Source organism: Clostridium puniceum (assembly GCF_002006345.1).
In the GTDB taxonomy this organism is placed as follows: domain Bacteria; phylum Bacillota; class Clostridia; order Clostridiales; family Clostridiaceae; genus Clostridium; species Clostridium puniceum.
In genome coordinates this window covers 1-15051 of the sequence record NZ_LZZM01000073.1, presented here as the reverse complement: position 1 = coordinate 15051, position 15051 = coordinate 1, and the positions used below count along the sequence as shown (strand labels likewise).

Genomic DNA, 15051 nt, shown 5'->3' with positions numbered 1-15051 from the left:
TATTTATGAAGAAGATAAGAAGAGTTACTTTTATATTAATAATAGGTTTTATAATTAATATGATTATGGAAATAATTCCGAATTATACATTTTTTGAAGGTGACAATGTTTATGCAGGTGAATTTGAAAGTAATATAAGTATAAACAGTAGTATACATGAAGCTAGTAATTTAGGAGGTAAAGAAAAGAATGATATTCAAATAGAAAATAAACAAAATGAAAACAAAGAATTAGATAATAAAAAATATATATTTAGTGAAGGAGAAACTAAAAAAAGTGTAGCCAATGAACCAGAAAGTAAAAAATTTAGAGTCAATAAATTAGAAAGTAAAAATGGATCTGATAAATTAGAAGCAAAACAAGTTATCGAAAATGAAATCAGTATAGATGATTTAGGAGGAAGTGCAAAGGAAGAAATTAATTCCCTATATGATTATATAAAGAAGATGAAAACAGATGAGGAACTTATGGATACTCTCAATCCAGTGGATTATATAAAAGAATATATTAAGGAAGGCACAGGGAATCTTTCTTTTCATAATATTTTAAATGCAGTTTTAAGCATTGTTTTTAAGGAAGTTAAAAGTGTTTTAAAACTCACATTATCAATAGTTACAATAGCAATAATATGTTCACTACTGAAAAATCTTCAAGATGCATTTTCAGATGAAAGCATATCTCAAGTTGCTTTCTATGCCTGTTATGCATTGATAATAATGATTCTTTCAAAGAGTTTTATAATTTCAATTTCAGTTGCAAAAGAAGTAATAATCAATATTTCGGATTTTATGAGTGCTCTGCTTCCAATACTTATTACTATGATTTCTCTTGCAGGAGGAATTACATCAGCTGTAACCTTAGATCCAATTGTACTTGGTGCAGTTGTATTTATACCTAAAATTTATTCTAATATTATAATTCCAATGATACTAATGATTTTTGTATTAGAATTTGCAAATAATATCTCTTCAGAGCACAAAATAACAAATTTATGTAAATTATTTAAGCAGATCACCATATGGTTTCAAGGGATTATAGTGACAGTCTTTATAGGGTTATTAACAATTCGAGGAATAACAGCAACTACTATGGATGCAGTAACACTTAAAACAGCAAAATTTGCAGTAGACAATTTTATTCCTATAGTTGGAAAAGCTTTTTCAGATGCAATTACATCTGTTGCAGGATATTCACTGGTAATAAAAAATGCTATAAGTTCCATTGGGTTGGTTGTAATTATTTTAATTCTATTACATCCATTGATTAAACTTATATTAATTACATTTATATATAAATTATCAGCATCATTAATTGAACCAATAAGCGATTCAAGGATAACAAAATCCTTGGAAGCAGCAGGAAATTCTATGGTATTAATAACATCATGTGTTTTAACTGTAAGTTTAATGTTCTTTATATTGATTGGTATTATGGCATCATCTGGAAGATTTATAGTTGGGGGATAGGACTTATGTTTATAGAAACTCTTAAGAATATTGTGATAACCCTTGTGACTATGCTTATATTCATAAGTGCTGTAGAGCTTATATCACCTAATAACAAAATGAAAAAATATATTAAATTTATTTTAGGTTTAATATTAATAAGTGTAATTTTAAATCCAATTATAGAATTTATATCAAATGGAGAAAAAAATATTGCAGGTAGTATAGAAAGTTATGAAGCAGTGTTTTCTCAAAATAAAGATAAAACTAATTTAGGTAATATAGATATGCTAAAAGCAAATGAAAAGAAGGAAGATAGCAGAAAGACAGCATTTATAAATAATTTTAATAAAAATTGTGACAGTCTACTTAAAAATCAATTTAAGAATATGATATTTAAGAGTGAAATAGATTGTGATGTAAATTTCACTAATATAACTTTAAAGATAAAAAAATTAAAGATAGGTGTTGGTGAAAATAAAATAAATAAGATAAAAAAAATAGTGATAAAAGATAAAGAACAAAATAATGAGAAGGAAGTGAATAAAGAATATGCAGAAATAATTGAATTTGCAGCTAAAGAATTAAAGATTCCAAAGGAAAAAATAGAAGTATATAAATTAGAGGAATAGGAGGTATAAGCTTTGGGGAAAAATAAAATTATTGAAGAAATTAAGAAAATATTAGATCAAAAACAATTGAAAAATTTAATAGCTTTATGTTTAGTTTTAGGATTTATTTTAATTGCAGTTAATGTGCTGGTTCCAAACAGTAAAAATTTAATCAGCAATAAATTATCAGGAAACAATAATCAAGGTGATCCTATTAATATATCAACTGCTAAAGATAGAAATGAAATAGTTCAAGTAGATGAAAAAAATTATGAAGAAAAACAAAAAATAGATTTAAAAAATATATTAAAGAAAATGAATGGAATTGGTGATGTTGAGGTAATGATGTCTTTTGAACAAGGGGAACAAAAAGTCCCAGCTTATGATAAGAGTACTCAGAAATCAACTACAGAAGAAAGTGATAATGAAGGCGGAAAGAGGGTGAATAATCAAGATACGGATGGATCAAAGGTTGTCATGACAACATCTGATGGTAATAATGAGCCATTTATATTAACAACATATAAGCCGAAAATTTGTGGAGTCATAATAATTGCGGAAGGAGCTGAAAATAGTAAAACAAAATATGAAATTGAGCAAGCTGTATCTAAACTATATAACTTAAGTTTAGATAAGGTTAATGTATATAGCATGAAGAAGTAGCATATAATTTTATAGAAAAGGGATGGGAGGTAATTTATTATGACAAAGAAACAATGTGGGATTATATTTACATTACTAGCATTAATATTATGTGTAGGAATGCTAGCAGCAAAACTTAATAATGGGGGATTAAATGATCCGACAGATTTAAGTCAAGTTTTGTCTACTGAAAAAGTAAATGAAGAAGATACAGAAGCATTAAATCAAAAAAATTATTTTTATGAATCCAGAAGTTCAAGAGAACAGCAAGATTCAGCAACAATCCAAACTTTAAATTCTATAATTTCAGATTCAAATACATCAAAAGAACAAAAAGAAGCTGCTACAAAAGAGTTAACTCAAAAAACAATGGTAAAGGATAATGAAGGAAGAATAGAACTTAGTATAAAAAATAAAGGTTATGAAGATGTTTTATGCAGACTAGACTCAAATAAAGCAACAGTAATAGTTAAATCACCAGCTGGGCTTCAAGAAAATGAAAGTGTTGCAATACAAGAAATAGTTCAAGACATTTCAAAAATAAAAGATGTTATAATAGAAGTTCAAAAATAGTATAAAAACCATAATATAATTGTAATGTTAAATTATATTTGATATAATAAACACAAGATTATCATGTTTTGTTATTACAAAACCTAGGAGGTTAAGTAACATGGAAGATTTAGTTAGAGAAGAAAATATTGGAGTCGTTAAGATCTCTGATGAAGTAGTAAGCGTTATAGCTGGAATTGCAGCTCAGGAAATAGAAGGGGTATTAGATTACCAAGTGGGAGTTGCAAGTAACTTGACAAATATATTTAAAGGTAAAAAAAATACTGCAAAAGCAAGTAAAGTAACATTAGAAGAAGATAAAGCTATTATAGAAATGAGTGTGGCAGTTGAGTATGGAAGAAAAATCATGGAGGTTGTAGCTCAGGTTCAAGATAATGTTAAAAAGACTGTTGAAGCTATGACTGGATTATATGTGGAAGCTGTTAATATTTATGTTCAAAATATTTATCTGCCAAAAAAGGAAGAAAGTGAATCTAACTAGTTTGATTTTCACCCTCTGAAGCTTTCAGAGGGTGTTTCTATGTGAGTTAAGGCATATGAAAGAAATAATAAGTCTATGATACAATATATATTTGACCTTAGACTAGGTAGCATATTTACCTAATAGTTAGATATTAGGTAAATATAGGGTTTAAAAGAAAACAAAAGTGTGTATAATGATAAAAGTATATAATTAACTATGATACATTTTAGGAGGATAATATGAATAGAAAATTATCAAGGGAAAAAACTATGGAGTTATTATTTGGAATGACTCTAAGTAAAGATACAATTGAAGTGACAATAGAAAATTTTGTAGATAACTATGAAGGGGACATAAAAGAAATTGATTTAACTTATGTTAAGCAAGCGTTAATTGGAATAGAAAATAATAAAGAAGAAATTGATAAAGTAATCGAAGAAAATTTACATAACTGGAAGTTAGACAGAATATCTAAGGTCAATTTAAGCATATTAAGGCTTTCAACATATGAAGTTTTATATGATAAAGAAATCCCAAGAAGTGTTGCTATTAATGAAGCATTAGAAATTACAAGAAGATATTCAGATGAAAAAAGCGTAGGCTTTATAAATGGAGTTTTAGATAAAATCAAGTAATAAAATGAGTATAAAGTGAAAGTAGGTAGGCATTGTAATGGGTCAAATTATAAATGGTAAAGAAGTTGCATTAAAGGTAAAAGAAGATATCAAAAATTTTATTAATAATAGAAAAGAAAATAATCTTAAAACTCCTAAAATTGCATCTATTTTAGTTGGAAATGATGGTGGATCTATTTATTATATGGCAAGTCAAGAAAAGGTTTCATTATCACTTGGAGCAGGCTTTGTAAAGGTGATTTTACCTGAAACTTTAACAGATGAAGATGTAATTGCTGAAATACATAAATTAAATGAAGATGATAATGTTCAAGGAATTATTTTACAATTGCCTCTTCCAAATAATTTTGATGAAAAGAAGATAATTAGAGAAATATCGCCAAGTAAGGATATTGATTGTCTTACATTTGAAAGCCAAGGAAAGTTATATATGGGTGAACCAAAATTTTTACCTTGTACTCCAAATTCTGTAATTACTTTAATTAAAAGCTTAAATATAGATATTGCAGGTAAGAATGTAGTAGTTCTTGGAAGAAGTAATATAGTTGGAAAGCCAGTGGCACAGCTTTTATTAAATGAGAATGCTACAGTTACTATTTGTCATTCTAAAACAAAGAATTTAAAAGATGTTTGCACAGCAGCAGATATATTAGTTGTTGCTATTGGAAGGCCAAAATTTATTGATAAAACTTATGTAAATGAACATGCTATAGTAATTGATGTAGGAACATCATCTTTTGAAGGTAAGATAACTGGTGATGTAGATTTTGATAAGGTTATTGATAATTGTAAATTCTTAACTCCAGTTCCAGGTGGAGTTGGGGCGCTTACAACAACACTTTTAATTAAAAATGCATGTGAGGCTTTAAAAGACAATGAATATTAAGACGTTAACTGTATCTGAGGTTACGAATTACATAAAAAGAATGTTAGACAATGACTTTATTTTAAGCAATCTCTCTGTAAAAGGGGAGATTTCTAATTTGAAATATCACAGTAGCGGACATATTTATTTCACACTTAAGGATAGCAATGGAAAAATAAATTGCGTTATGTTTAAGGGAAATACAGTTTTGCTAAAATTTGCTTTAGAAGAAGGTATGGAGGTTATAGTTAAGGGAAGAGCGTCTATATATCCTGCAACTGGAAGTTTCCAGTTTTATTGTGATGAAATAGAAAAACAAGGTTTAGGAGATTTATTTGTTAAATTTGAAAAGCTTAAAGAAAAATTGTCTGCAGCAGGGTATTTTGATGAAGCTAATAAAAAGTCATTGCCTAAATATCCTAAAAGAATAGGAATAGTAACATCACCTACTGGAGCAGCAATTAAAGATATTATAAATGTTTCAACTAGAAGAAGCACTTTGGTTGACCTAGTATTATATCCAGCAAAAGTACAAGGAATTGGTGCATATAAAGAAATAATATCAGGTATTAATTATTTTAATAAAAAGAAGTCTGTGGATATAATGATAGTAGGTAGAGGTGGAGGTTCTATAGAAGAATTATGGAATTTTAATGAAGAGGAATTAGCTAAGGCTATTTTAAATTCTAAAATACCTATAATTTCAGCAGTAGGACATGAAATAGATTTTACAATTTCAGATTTTGTAGCAGATTTTAGGGCAGCAACTCCATCACAAGGTGCTGAAATAGCAGTTCCATTAAGTTCTGATATAGAAGCTAAACTTTATGATATTTCTAGAATATTAGATAAGAAAATAGATAGTAAGTTAAAACTATGTAAAAATGATTTAGCAGGAGCAGAAAGAATATTAAAAATTCATTCTCCAATGGCTAAAATATCCAATTCATATTTAGAAGTAGATAAATTAAAAGATAGATTGAATTTTGCAATAAGAACTAAACTTAAGATAGAAAAAGATCAAATAGTAAATTTCAATAATTTACTTTCAGCACATAATCCAATTAAGGTTATATCAAAAGGATATGCTATAATAGAGGATAATGAAAACAATCTTATTACATCAAAAGAACAATTAAAGAAAACAATAGATTTAAATATTTCTCTTAAAGATGGAAAAGTAGACGGAAAATTTATTCCATCTGGTCATGTTTATAAAAAGTAAAATTTGATATGTATATATTCAGTAAAATAATATATATTAAATGAATAACAATAGATCAATTTTAGTGGAATTTAAAAATTGTTAAGCATATGTTGCAATTATAAATGAGTATATCATACAAGCTTTGTGGAAGAAGCATTTTCAGTACGAAAGTTTATTTTGAAGTAATTAGAATAAGGAGTTAAAAGATGGCTAAAAAAGAAAATTATGAGGATATGTTAACTAAACTTCAAGAGATATTAAACAATTTAGAAACGGATGAGCTAAACCTTGAAGATTCTATGAAATCTTATGAAGATGGAGTTAAACTTGTAAATAAAATTTATAAGATATTAGATTCATATGAATCAAAAATTTCTATAATTAAAGACGAAAAAGAAGTGGAGTTTACAGATAGTTATGGAGATAAATAATTTAAAGCAAGATATTAATGATTATTTAGAAAATTATTTCGTAGAAAAAGGAACATATAATAAAATTATATATGATTCTTGCAGTTATAGTTTAAATATAGGTGGTAAGAGAATTCGTCCTATATTATTTTCCTTATCTTATTATATATACAAAGAAGATTACAAAAAAGTTATGCCAATAGCGGCTGCTATAGAGATGATCCATACTTATTCTTTGATTCATGATGATCTTCCTTGTATGGATAATGATGAGCTAAGGCGAGGAAAACCAACAAATCATGTAAAGTTTCAAGAAAATATAGCAGTTCTAGCAGGAGATGCTTTATTAAATGAAGCTATGATAATTATGATGGATTACGCTTTAAAGAATAATCAAAATTCATTGAAAGCTGCCCATGGAATTGCGATGGCAGCGGGTGCTGAAGGCATGATAGGCGGTCAGGTCGTTGATATTCTTTCCGAGGGAAAAACAATTTCAAAAGAGGAACTTCAATATATGCATGCAAAGAAAACAGGTGCATTAATTAAAGGCTCAGTGCTTGCAGGAGCAATTTTAGCCAATGCACCTGAATCAGATTTAAATGCATTAGAAGAATATGGAGAAAAGTTAGGCTTAGTTTTTCAAATAAAAGATGATATATTAGATGTTATTGGAGATGCAAAAATCCTAGGGAAAAATGTGCATGTGGATGAAGAAAATGATAAAACTAATTTTATATCAATTTTTGGATTAGAAAAATGTAATGAATTATGCAAGACATTAAGTGAAGAATGTATTAAAATTCTTAAAAATTTAACTGTTAACGCTGAATGTCTGATTGAGCTAACATATGCTCTTTTAAATAGAGAAAATTAATAGAGGGAATGATTGTCATGAAATTAATAAATAAATTAAATTTCCCAAAAGATCTAAAAAAACTTGATGAAAAAGATATTAAAGCCTTAAGTGATGAACTTAGAGAATTTTTAATAGAGAGTGTGTCTAAAACAGGAGGGCATTTAGCATCTAATTTAGGTGTTGTTGAGCTTACTTTAAGTTTATTTAAAGCCTTTAATTTTGATAAAGATAAAATAGTATGGGATGTAGGACATCAAAGTTATGTTTATAAAATTTTAACTGGAAGAAAAGATGGATTTAACAAGCTTAGACAATTTAATGGAATGAGCGGCTTCCCAAAGAGAAATGAAAGTAAATACGATTGTTTTGATACAGGACATAGCAGTACATCCATATCAGCTGCACTTGGAATTGCAAGAGCAAGGGATTTAAATAAAGAAAAATACAGTGTGATTTCAGTTATTGGTGATGGTGCTTTAACTGGTGGAATGGCACTTGAAGCATTAAATGATGTAGGGTTTAGAAAAACAAATATGATTATTATTTTAAATGATAATCAAATGTCAATATCAAAAAATGTTGGAGGCCTTTCAAGATATTTAAACAAGCTTAGAATAGCACCTGGATATAATAAGTTGAAGACGGATATACAAGCTTCTTTAAATCAATCAGACTTAGGTAAAAATATTGCAGGAAAAATTTCTAAAGTTAAAGATAGTCTCAAGCAATTAGTAGTATCATCTATGTTTTTTGAAAATATGGGAATTAAGTATATAGGACCTATTGATGGTCATGACATTAATGCAATGACTGAAGTTTTTTTAAAGTCTAAGGAAGTAGATGGACCAGTTATAATACATGTTTTAACTCAAAAGGGAAAAGGATATGCATTGGCTGAAGAAAGCCCAAGTAAATATCATGGAGTTGGTCCTTTTGATCTAGAGAGTGGAGAATTAAATGTATCTCCAAAGAATAGCTATTCAAAAGCTTTTGGCAAAGCATTAATAAATTTAAGTGCAGAAGATAAAAAAATTGTAGCTATTACAGCCGCAATGCCAGAAGGAACAGGGCTTAAGTGTTTTTCAGAAAAATTTAAAGATAGATTTTTTGATGTAGGAATAGCAGAAGAGCATGCGGTTACTTTAGCTGCTGGTATGGCAAGTAATGGGTTGAAACCTGTATTTGCAGTCTATTCTACATTTTTACAAAGGGCTTTTGATCAAGTACTACATGATGTCTGCATTCAAAATCTTCCAGTAGTATTTGCAATAGATAGAGCTGGAATAGTTGGAGAAGATGGAGAAACACATCAAGGAATTAATGATTTGTCTTACTTATCTATTATTCCTAATATATATATAGTTGCGCCAAAATGTTTAGAAGAAGTTGAAGTATTATTAAAATGGGCAATAAATAAAAATGCGCCAGTTGCTATTAGATATCCAAGAGGCGGAAACATAATAAATACTCTTTCTCCTATTACAAAAATTGAAGAAGGAAAGTGGGAAATAATAAACCGCGGTTCTAAGGTATGTATTATTGCAACAGGTAAAATGGTTCAAAATGCAATGCTTGTAAAAGATATATTGTATGAAAAAGGATTAAATCCAATGGTAATAAATGCAACCTTTATTAAGCCAATTGATAAAAATTTACTAGAAAATATTAAAAAAGAAGGATATAATATCTTAACAATAGAAGATAATATTTTAAAAGGGGGACTTGGTTCATCTGTTAAAGAATATTTGAGTGAAATAGATTATAAAGGGACTATTAGATCTCTTGGATATAATGATGAATTTATACCACAAGGAAATGTAGATACTTTATATAAAGCATACAAGCTGGATTGTGAAAGTATAAGTAAAGCTGTTGTAAATCTATATGATTAAAAGGAGAAACAAATGGCAGAAAAAAAAGAAAGACTGGATATACTTTTAGTAGAAAAGGGTATAATTACTTCTAGGGAAAGAGCAAAAGCATGCATAATGGAAGGTAAAGTTTATGTTGATGGACAAAAAATTGATAAAGCGGGAGAAAAAGTAAATTCAGATGCTGATATAGAATATAGAGGAGATACTCTTAAATATGTTAGCCGTGGCGGATTAAAGTTAGAAAAAGCTATGAATTCATATAACCTTTCATTAGAAAATAAGGTTTGTATGGACATAGGTGCATCAACAGGTGGCTTTACTGACTGTATGCTTCAAAATGGAGCAAGAAAGGTATTTTCAGTAGACGTTGGATATGGACAGTTTGCATGGAAGCTAAGAACTGACGAAAGAGTTGTCTGTATGGAAAGAACAAATATAAGATATGTAACTTTAGAAGACATTGGAGAGCCTTTAGACTTTGCATCTATAGATGTATCCTTTATATCTTTAAAAAAGATAATGCCAGCAACATTAAATCTTTTAAAAGAAGATGGAGAAGTTGTAGCTCTTATAAAACCACAATTTGAAGCTGGACGTGAAAAGGTAGGAAAAAAAGGTGTTATAAGAGAAAAGGAAACTCATAAAGAAGTAGTTTATGGAATAATAGACTTTTTAGTTGAACAAGATTTAAATGTTTTAGGTGTAGGATATTCTCCTATAAAAGGACCAGAAGGAAATAGAGAATATTTAGTATACTTTACAAAAGATAAAAATAAAGAAAGTAATTTTAAAAGAGAAGATATTGATTCGGTAGTTGAGGAATCGCATGTAGAAATTTAACTTCTTTGGAGGGGCTATGAAAAATATTGGAATTGCAATTAATCCATCAAAGGACAAAGATAATGAAATATTGCATATGGTTACAAAGAAATTTACAGATAAATTTAAATTTAAAGATATTGTTGTTTTTAGTTCTTTTGATATAGAAAAGCAGGATTTAAATGATATTGATTTGTTAGTTGTACTTGGTGGTGATGGAACCCTTCTTGGAATAGCAAGATCATTAAATGATAGCTTTAAAGCACCTATTTTAGGAATAAATATAGGTAATTTAGGTTTTTTATCAAGTGTAGATATTTATGATATTGATAATGCTCTTGATAAACTTGAACAAGGTAGATATAAAGTTGCAGAGAGAATGATGTTAAATTGTAAAATTGAATCTGAAAATGGTAAAGAAGAACTTAAAGCGCTTAATGATGTAGTATTAGCAAGAGGGACTTTATCCAGAATGGTTAAATTTAAAATATTTGTAGATGGTAAAATATATTCTGCATTTAAAGGTGATGGACTTATTATAGCAACTCCTACAGGCTCTACAGCATATTCTTTTTCAGCAGGCGGACCATTTATATATCCAGATTTAGAACTTATAACTATAACACCTATATGTCCGCATACAAAAAGCATGCAGACTATTGTATTAAAAGCTGATAGTATAATAGAAATATATACAGATCATGAAGAGGAAAAAGTTTATTTAACGGTAGATGGTCAAAAAGCTATTAACGTTAATCATGAAACTTCAATAAAAGTAAGCAAAAATGAAAAAAGCGTAAAGTTGCTTTTATTTGATGATTATGATTATTTTAAAGTATTAAGAAGCAAAATTTTGAATAATTCTAAAGAATGTGATGGTGAAAAATTTTGAAATCAAAAAGACATACAAAAATATTAGAAATTATAAGCACTAAGGAAATTGAAACTCAAGAAGAACTTGCAGATGAGTTAAAAAAAGAAGGTTTTGATGTAACTCAGGCAACTGTATCAAGAGATATTAAAAATTTAAAATTAATAAAAATGCAATCTTCAAGTGGTAAATCTAAGTATTTTGTATCTACAGGAGAACAAAAAAATATAATTAACAGACTAAGCAACATATTAGCTAATACTGTACTTTCTGTAGAAAATGTAGATAAGATGGTTGTTATAAAAACTATAACTGGTTCAGCACCAATTACAGCTGAGGCTATTGATAACTTAGAAAGTGCAGATATTGCAGGAACTGTAGCAGGCGATAATACTATTTTTATTTTAGTTAGAAGCATAGAAAGTGCTGAAGGTTTAGTAGATAAAATAAGAAAAAGAATGTCATCATAAGGTATAAGGATGGGATGAAATGTTAATTCAACTAAATATTAAAAATTTTGCGTTAATAGAAGAAATGACGATAAACTTCAGTGAAGGTTTTAATATACTTTCAGGAGAAACAGGTGCAGGAAAGTCTATTATGATAGATGCAATAGACTTTGTTCTTGGTGGAAAATTTTCTAAAAATTTAATTAGAACAGGTGAAGAAAAAACATATGTAGAAGCTCTATTTACTATTGAAGGAAATAAAGCATTAAAGGTTTTAGAAGAACTAGAGATTGAGTATGAGGATGTATTGATTGTTTCAAGAGAAAGTCATATAAATGGGAAAAATTTAATTAAGGTTAACGGAAAAAGTTTAATTACATCTCAGTTAAGACAGATAAGAGCAAAGCTTTTAGATATTCATGGGCAGCATCAAAATGTAGAATTGCTTCAAAGAAGCAGTCATATCTCGTATTTAGATGATTTCATTGATGTTCAAATAATAGAACCATTAAATAAATATAGTGAATTAAGAGATGATTTATTAAAAATAAGAGCAAATATTAGTAGAATTTCAGGAAATCAAGATAGAGAAAAATTACTTGATTATTTGAAATTTCAAATAGAAGATATTGAAAAAGCCAAGCTTAAAGAAAATGAAGAAGAAAGCCTAAAAGAAGAATATAATATTTTAGCAAATGCTGAAAAAATCAATAAGAGTTTAGCGGTTTCTTGTGGAATATTAAGTGGAAATGAAGAATTTAGCGTGATTGATTCAATTTCTAAGGTAATTCAAGAATTATCAAATGTGGAAAATCATTTTGAAAAAATAAAAAAGAATAAAGAAATTATTGAAGGGGCATTTTATATAATTGAAGAAGCAAGTCGTGAACTTCGTGATATGGCTGAAGATATTGTTTTTGATCAAGATGCTTTAGATAAGGTAAATGCTAGAATTTATGAAATAAATGTATATAAGAAAAAGTATGGAGCAACTATACCAGAAATATTAGAGTACTATGAAAAAATACAAAAAGAATATAATGAGATAATAAACTCGGAAAAAATAATTGAAGGACTTAAAGAAAAGGAAAGCGAAGTTTTATCTAAAATGAAAGCGAAGGCTTTAGTCCTTCATGACCTTAGAAAAGAAAAAAGTAAGTTTTTAGAAGAAAAAATTCTAAAAGAACTTACGTTTGTAGGTCTTGAAAAATCAAGGATGGAAATAAGAGTTATAAGCCAAGAAGCTTTTAATGAAAAAGGTTTTGATGATGTATGTTTTTATATATCTACAAATCCTGGAGAGCCGCTTATGCCGTTAGAAAAGGTATTATCAGGTGGAGAACTTTCAAGAATTATGTTAGCCTTAAAATGTGTTTTTGCTGAAAAAGATGAAATACCTACTTTAATTTTTGATGAAATAGATACAGGAATAAGTGGTGCTGTTGCACAAAGAGTTGGAGAAAAGATGTATCAATTATCTAAGACACACCAAGTTTTATGTATAACGCATTTACCACAAATTGCAGTATTATCAGATTATCATTATTTTGTTATGAAAAAAGTAATAGACAATAAAACATTTACTCAAATAAAAATTTTATTAAAAGAAGAAAAAGAATTTGAAATAAGTAAAATGTTAGCTGGTGATGATGTAACAGAAGCTACATTAAATAACGTAAAAGAAATGATAAATTTAAGTGAATTAAAAAAAATAGAAATTAAAAAATAAATACATATACAAATAAAAATTGGTAAAAATAAAATCATGGATTCCATGGTTTTATTTTTTTTATATAAAATATTAAATTTTAGAATATGCTAAATTTTTTGTCTGCAATAACAAAGTTCCTATAGGATAAGACTTTTGTATATTGGGGAAATTAAATAAAAGAAGCAAAGGAGGAGAGAAAGATGAAGAAAAAACTTTTATGTACAACTAGTCTACTTATAGCTCCAATCCTAATTCTAAGTTTAATTACCGCATTTAGTTTGATAAATATACCAAATAAAATTTACACAGCAAATGAAAAAACAGTGCAATCAATTGCACCTATAGGAAATACCATAAATAAAATTAATGAAAATGAAAATAAATATGAAATAAAATTTTTGGGTGTTATTCCTCTAAAATCTTTAGAAGTTCAAAAAATTAAAGATTTGGAGGTATATCCAGGTGGAATTCCAATTGGTGTAAGAGTAAATAGTGAAGGTGTACTTATAGTTGGATATTCAGATATACAAGTGAATAATAATAAGGAAGAAAGTCCAGGAAAATCTGGCGGACTTGAAATTGGAGATATAATATTAAAGATAAATGGCATAGATATGGAAAATTCTATTGATTTATTACGAACAATTAAATCATGTGAAAAAGAAGAGGCAGAGGTTTATATTTTAAGAAATGGAAAAAAACTTACTAAAAACATTCATTTAAAAAGAGAAAATAACAAGGATTATAAAATTGGATTGTGGATAAGAGATTCTACAGCTGGAGTTGGAACTATGACATTTTTTGATAGAAATACTAATAAATTTGGGGCATTAGGACATCCAATTACAGACTGCGATACTAATGAGCCGTTTCTAATTAGAAAAGGAGATTTATTAGAATCCTCAATAATAAGCATTAAAAAAGGTGAAAGAGGTGCACCAGGTGAATTAAAAGGAATTTTTATAAACGAGCAGTTGCCAGCAGGAAATATTCAAAAAAATACTGAAAGTGGAATTTTTGGAGAAATTAAAAATACTCAAGTATTAAATAAAGAAACTAAACCGTTAAAGGTTGGGTTTAGAGATGAAATATCTGTAGGAAAAGCAAAGATAATAACAACAATAGATGAAAAAGGGCCCCAAGAATTTGACATTGAAATTGAAAAACTTTTAAATCAACCAACACCTGGATCTAAAAGTATGGTAATAAAAATAACTGATCCTAAATTATTAGAGAAAACTGGAGGAATAGTTCAAGGGATGAGCGGAAGTCCAATTATCCAAAATAATAAGCTTATAGGAGCAGTAACTCATGTATTAATTAATAAACCTGATACTGGGTATGGAATATATATAGAATGGATGCTTCAAGATTCAGGAATAATAAAATAATAATCTATAATAGTGCAAAAATGCTTGAATAATTTTACAAATGAATAAAATAAAAAACATTTATGATAAATCCTTGTTATAATTGAGTTTGTACACAAAAATGACAGCAAGGAGCTATACATAAATGTTTCAGAACACAATTATATCAAATGAATTATCAATATACAAATTTTTTAAACAATTAAATTTCGATTTTTACTTAACTACTCCACAATTAAGGCATTTA

The 15051-nt window shown here is 28.0% G+C and carries 16 protein-coding genes; all 16 read left to right on the top strand.

Features of this window, described 5'->3' with window-relative positions; genetic code table 11:
* Positions 1–5 precede the first annotated feature (5 nt).
* Entirely contained in the window at positions 6–1466 is a 1461-nt protein-coding gene (gene spoIIIAE / locus CLPUN_RS05780; protein ID WP_242954055.1) for a stage III sporulation protein AE, read from the top strand.
* Between the two features lie 5 nt (positions 1467–1471).
* Positions 1472–2077 carry a stage III sporulation protein AF gene (gene spoIIIAF, locus CLPUN_RS05775; RefSeq protein WP_077846376.1) on the top strand — a complete coding sequence of 202 codons (606 nt, stop codon included), beginning with the start codon at positions 1472–1474 and terminating at the stop codon, positions 2075–2077.
* Between the two features lie 12 nt (positions 2078–2089).
* Complete coding sequence (gene spoIIIAG, locus CLPUN_RS05770; RefSeq protein ID WP_077846375.1) at positions 2090–2719, top strand: stage III sporulation protein AG; 630 nt, start codon at positions 2090–2092, stop codon at positions 2717–2719.
* 39 nt (positions 2720–2758) lie between these two features.
* Positions 2759–3271, top strand: coding sequence for a SpoIIIAH-like family protein (locus tag CLPUN_RS05765; RefSeq protein ID WP_077846374.1), 513 nt, complete (start codon positions 2759–2761; stop codon positions 3269–3271).
* A 100-nt stretch (positions 3272–3371) separates the two neighbouring features.
* The gene (locus CLPUN_RS05760; RefSeq protein WP_077846373.1) at positions 3372–3752 is read left to right on the top strand and encodes an Asp23/Gls24 family envelope stress response protein; all 381 of its coding nucleotides are present in this window, start codon (positions 3372–3374) and stop codon (positions 3750–3752) included.
* A gap of 221 nt (positions 3753–3973) precedes the next feature.
* Positions 3974–4369, top strand: a complete 396-nt coding sequence (gene nusB, locus CLPUN_RS05755; protein ID WP_077846372.1) for a transcription antitermination factor NusB — start codon at positions 3974–3976, stop codon at positions 4367–4369.
* Positions 4370–4406: 37 nt separating this feature from the next.
* Entirely contained in the window at positions 4407–5255 is an 849-nt protein-coding gene (locus CLPUN_RS05750; protein WP_077846371.1) for a bifunctional methylenetetrahydrofolate dehydrogenase/methenyltetrahydrofolate cyclohydrolase, read from the top strand.
* A complete protein-coding gene (gene xseA / locus CLPUN_RS05745; RefSeq protein WP_077846370.1) occupies positions 5245–6459 on the top strand; it encodes an exodeoxyribonuclease VII large subunit in 1215 nt (404 codons plus the stop codon). Before CLPUN_RS05750 ends, xseA begins: the two co-directional genes overlap by 11 nt.
* A 188-nt stretch (positions 6460–6647) precedes the next feature.
* Entirely contained in the window at positions 6648–6872 is a 225-nt protein-coding gene (locus CLPUN_RS05740; protein ID WP_077846369.1) for an exodeoxyribonuclease VII small subunit, read from the top strand.
* The gene (locus CLPUN_RS05735; protein ID WP_077846368.1) at positions 6859–7728 is read left to right on the top strand and encodes a polyprenyl synthetase family protein; all 870 of its coding nucleotides are present in this window, start codon (positions 6859–6861) and stop codon (positions 7726–7728) included. The genes CLPUN_RS05740 and CLPUN_RS05735 overlap by 14 nt, the downstream gene beginning before the upstream one ends.
* 17 nt (positions 7729–7745) lie before the next feature.
* A complete protein-coding gene (gene dxs, locus CLPUN_RS05730; RefSeq protein ID WP_077846367.1) occupies positions 7746–9602 on the top strand; it encodes a 1-deoxy-D-xylulose-5-phosphate synthase in 1857 nt (618 codons plus the stop codon).
* A 12-nt stretch (positions 9603–9614) separates the two neighbouring features.
* A complete protein-coding gene (locus CLPUN_RS05725) occupies positions 9615–10424 on the top strand; it encodes a TlyA family RNA methyltransferase (protein ID WP_077846366.1) in 810 nt (269 codons plus the stop codon).
* Between the two features lie 16 nt (positions 10425–10440).
* Complete coding sequence (locus CLPUN_RS05720; protein ID WP_077846365.1) at positions 10441–11295, top strand: NAD(+)/NADH kinase; 855 nt, start codon at positions 10441–10443, stop codon at positions 11293–11295.
* Complete coding sequence (locus CLPUN_RS05715; RefSeq protein WP_077846364.1) at positions 11292–11744, top strand: arginine repressor; 453 nt, start codon at positions 11292–11294, stop codon at positions 11742–11744. Before CLPUN_RS05720 ends, CLPUN_RS05715 begins: the two co-directional genes overlap by 4 nt.
* A 19-nt stretch (positions 11745–11763) precedes the next feature.
* The gene (recN, locus tag CLPUN_RS05710; protein ID WP_077846363.1) at positions 11764–13452 is read left to right on the top strand and encodes a DNA repair protein RecN; all 1689 of its coding nucleotides are present in this window, start codon (positions 11764–11766) and stop codon (positions 13450–13452) included.
* Positions 13453–13634: 182 nt separating this feature from the next.
* Positions 13635–14825 carry a SpoIVB peptidase gene (spoIVB, locus tag CLPUN_RS05705; RefSeq protein WP_077846362.1) on the top strand — a complete coding sequence of 397 codons (1191 nt, stop codon included), beginning with the start codon at positions 13635–13637 and terminating at the stop codon, positions 14823–14825.
* The last annotated feature ends 226 nt before the right edge of the window (positions 14826–15051 follow it).

Coding starts and splice junctions, on each gene's coding strand:
- spoIIIAE (WP_242954055.1), top strand. CDS start 6: ATGAAGAAGATAAGAAGAGTTACTTTTATATTAATAATAGGTTTTATA.
- dxs (WP_077846367.1), top strand. CDS start 7,746: ATGAAATTAATAAATAAATTAAATTTCCCAAAAGATCTAAAAAAACTT.
- CLPUN_RS05760 (WP_077846373.1), top strand. CDS start 3,372: ATGGAAGATTTAGTTAGAGAAGAAAATATTGGAGTCGTTAAGATCTCT.
- spoIIIAF (WP_077846376.1), top strand. CDS start 1,472: ATGTTTATAGAAACTCTTAAGAATATTGTGATAACCCTTGTGACTATG.
- CLPUN_RS05750 (WP_077846371.1), top strand. CDS start 4,407: ATGGGTCAAATTATAAATGGTAAAGAAGTTGCATTAAAGGTAAAAGAA.
- CLPUN_RS05725 (WP_077846366.1), top strand. CDS start 9,615: ATGGCAGAAAAAAAAGAAAGACTGGATATACTTTTAGTAGAAAAGGGT.
- CLPUN_RS05735 (WP_077846368.1), top strand. CDS start 6,859: ATGGAGATAAATAATTTAAAGCAAGATATTAATGATTATTTAGAAAAT.
- CLPUN_RS05720 (WP_077846365.1), top strand. CDS start 10,441: ATGAAAAATATTGGAATTGCAATTAATCCATCAAAGGACAAAGATAAT.
- CLPUN_RS05765 (WP_077846374.1), top strand. CDS start 2,759: ATGACAAAGAAACAATGTGGGATTATATTTACATTACTAGCATTAATA.
- spoIVB (WP_077846362.1), top strand. CDS start 13,635: ATGAAGAAAAAACTTTTATGTACAACTAGTCTACTTATAGCTCCAATC.
- nusB (WP_077846372.1), top strand. CDS start 3,974: ATGAATAGAAAATTATCAAGGGAAAAAACTATGGAGTTATTATTTGGA.
- CLPUN_RS05740 (WP_077846369.1), top strand. CDS start 6,648: ATGGCTAAAAAAGAAAATTATGAGGATATGTTAACTAAACTTCAAGAG.
- recN (WP_077846363.1), top strand. CDS start 11,764: ATGTTAATTCAACTAAATATTAAAAATTTTGCGTTAATAGAAGAAATG.
- xseA (WP_077846370.1), top strand. CDS start 5,245: ATGAATATTAAGACGTTAACTGTATCTGAGGTTACGAATTACATAAAA.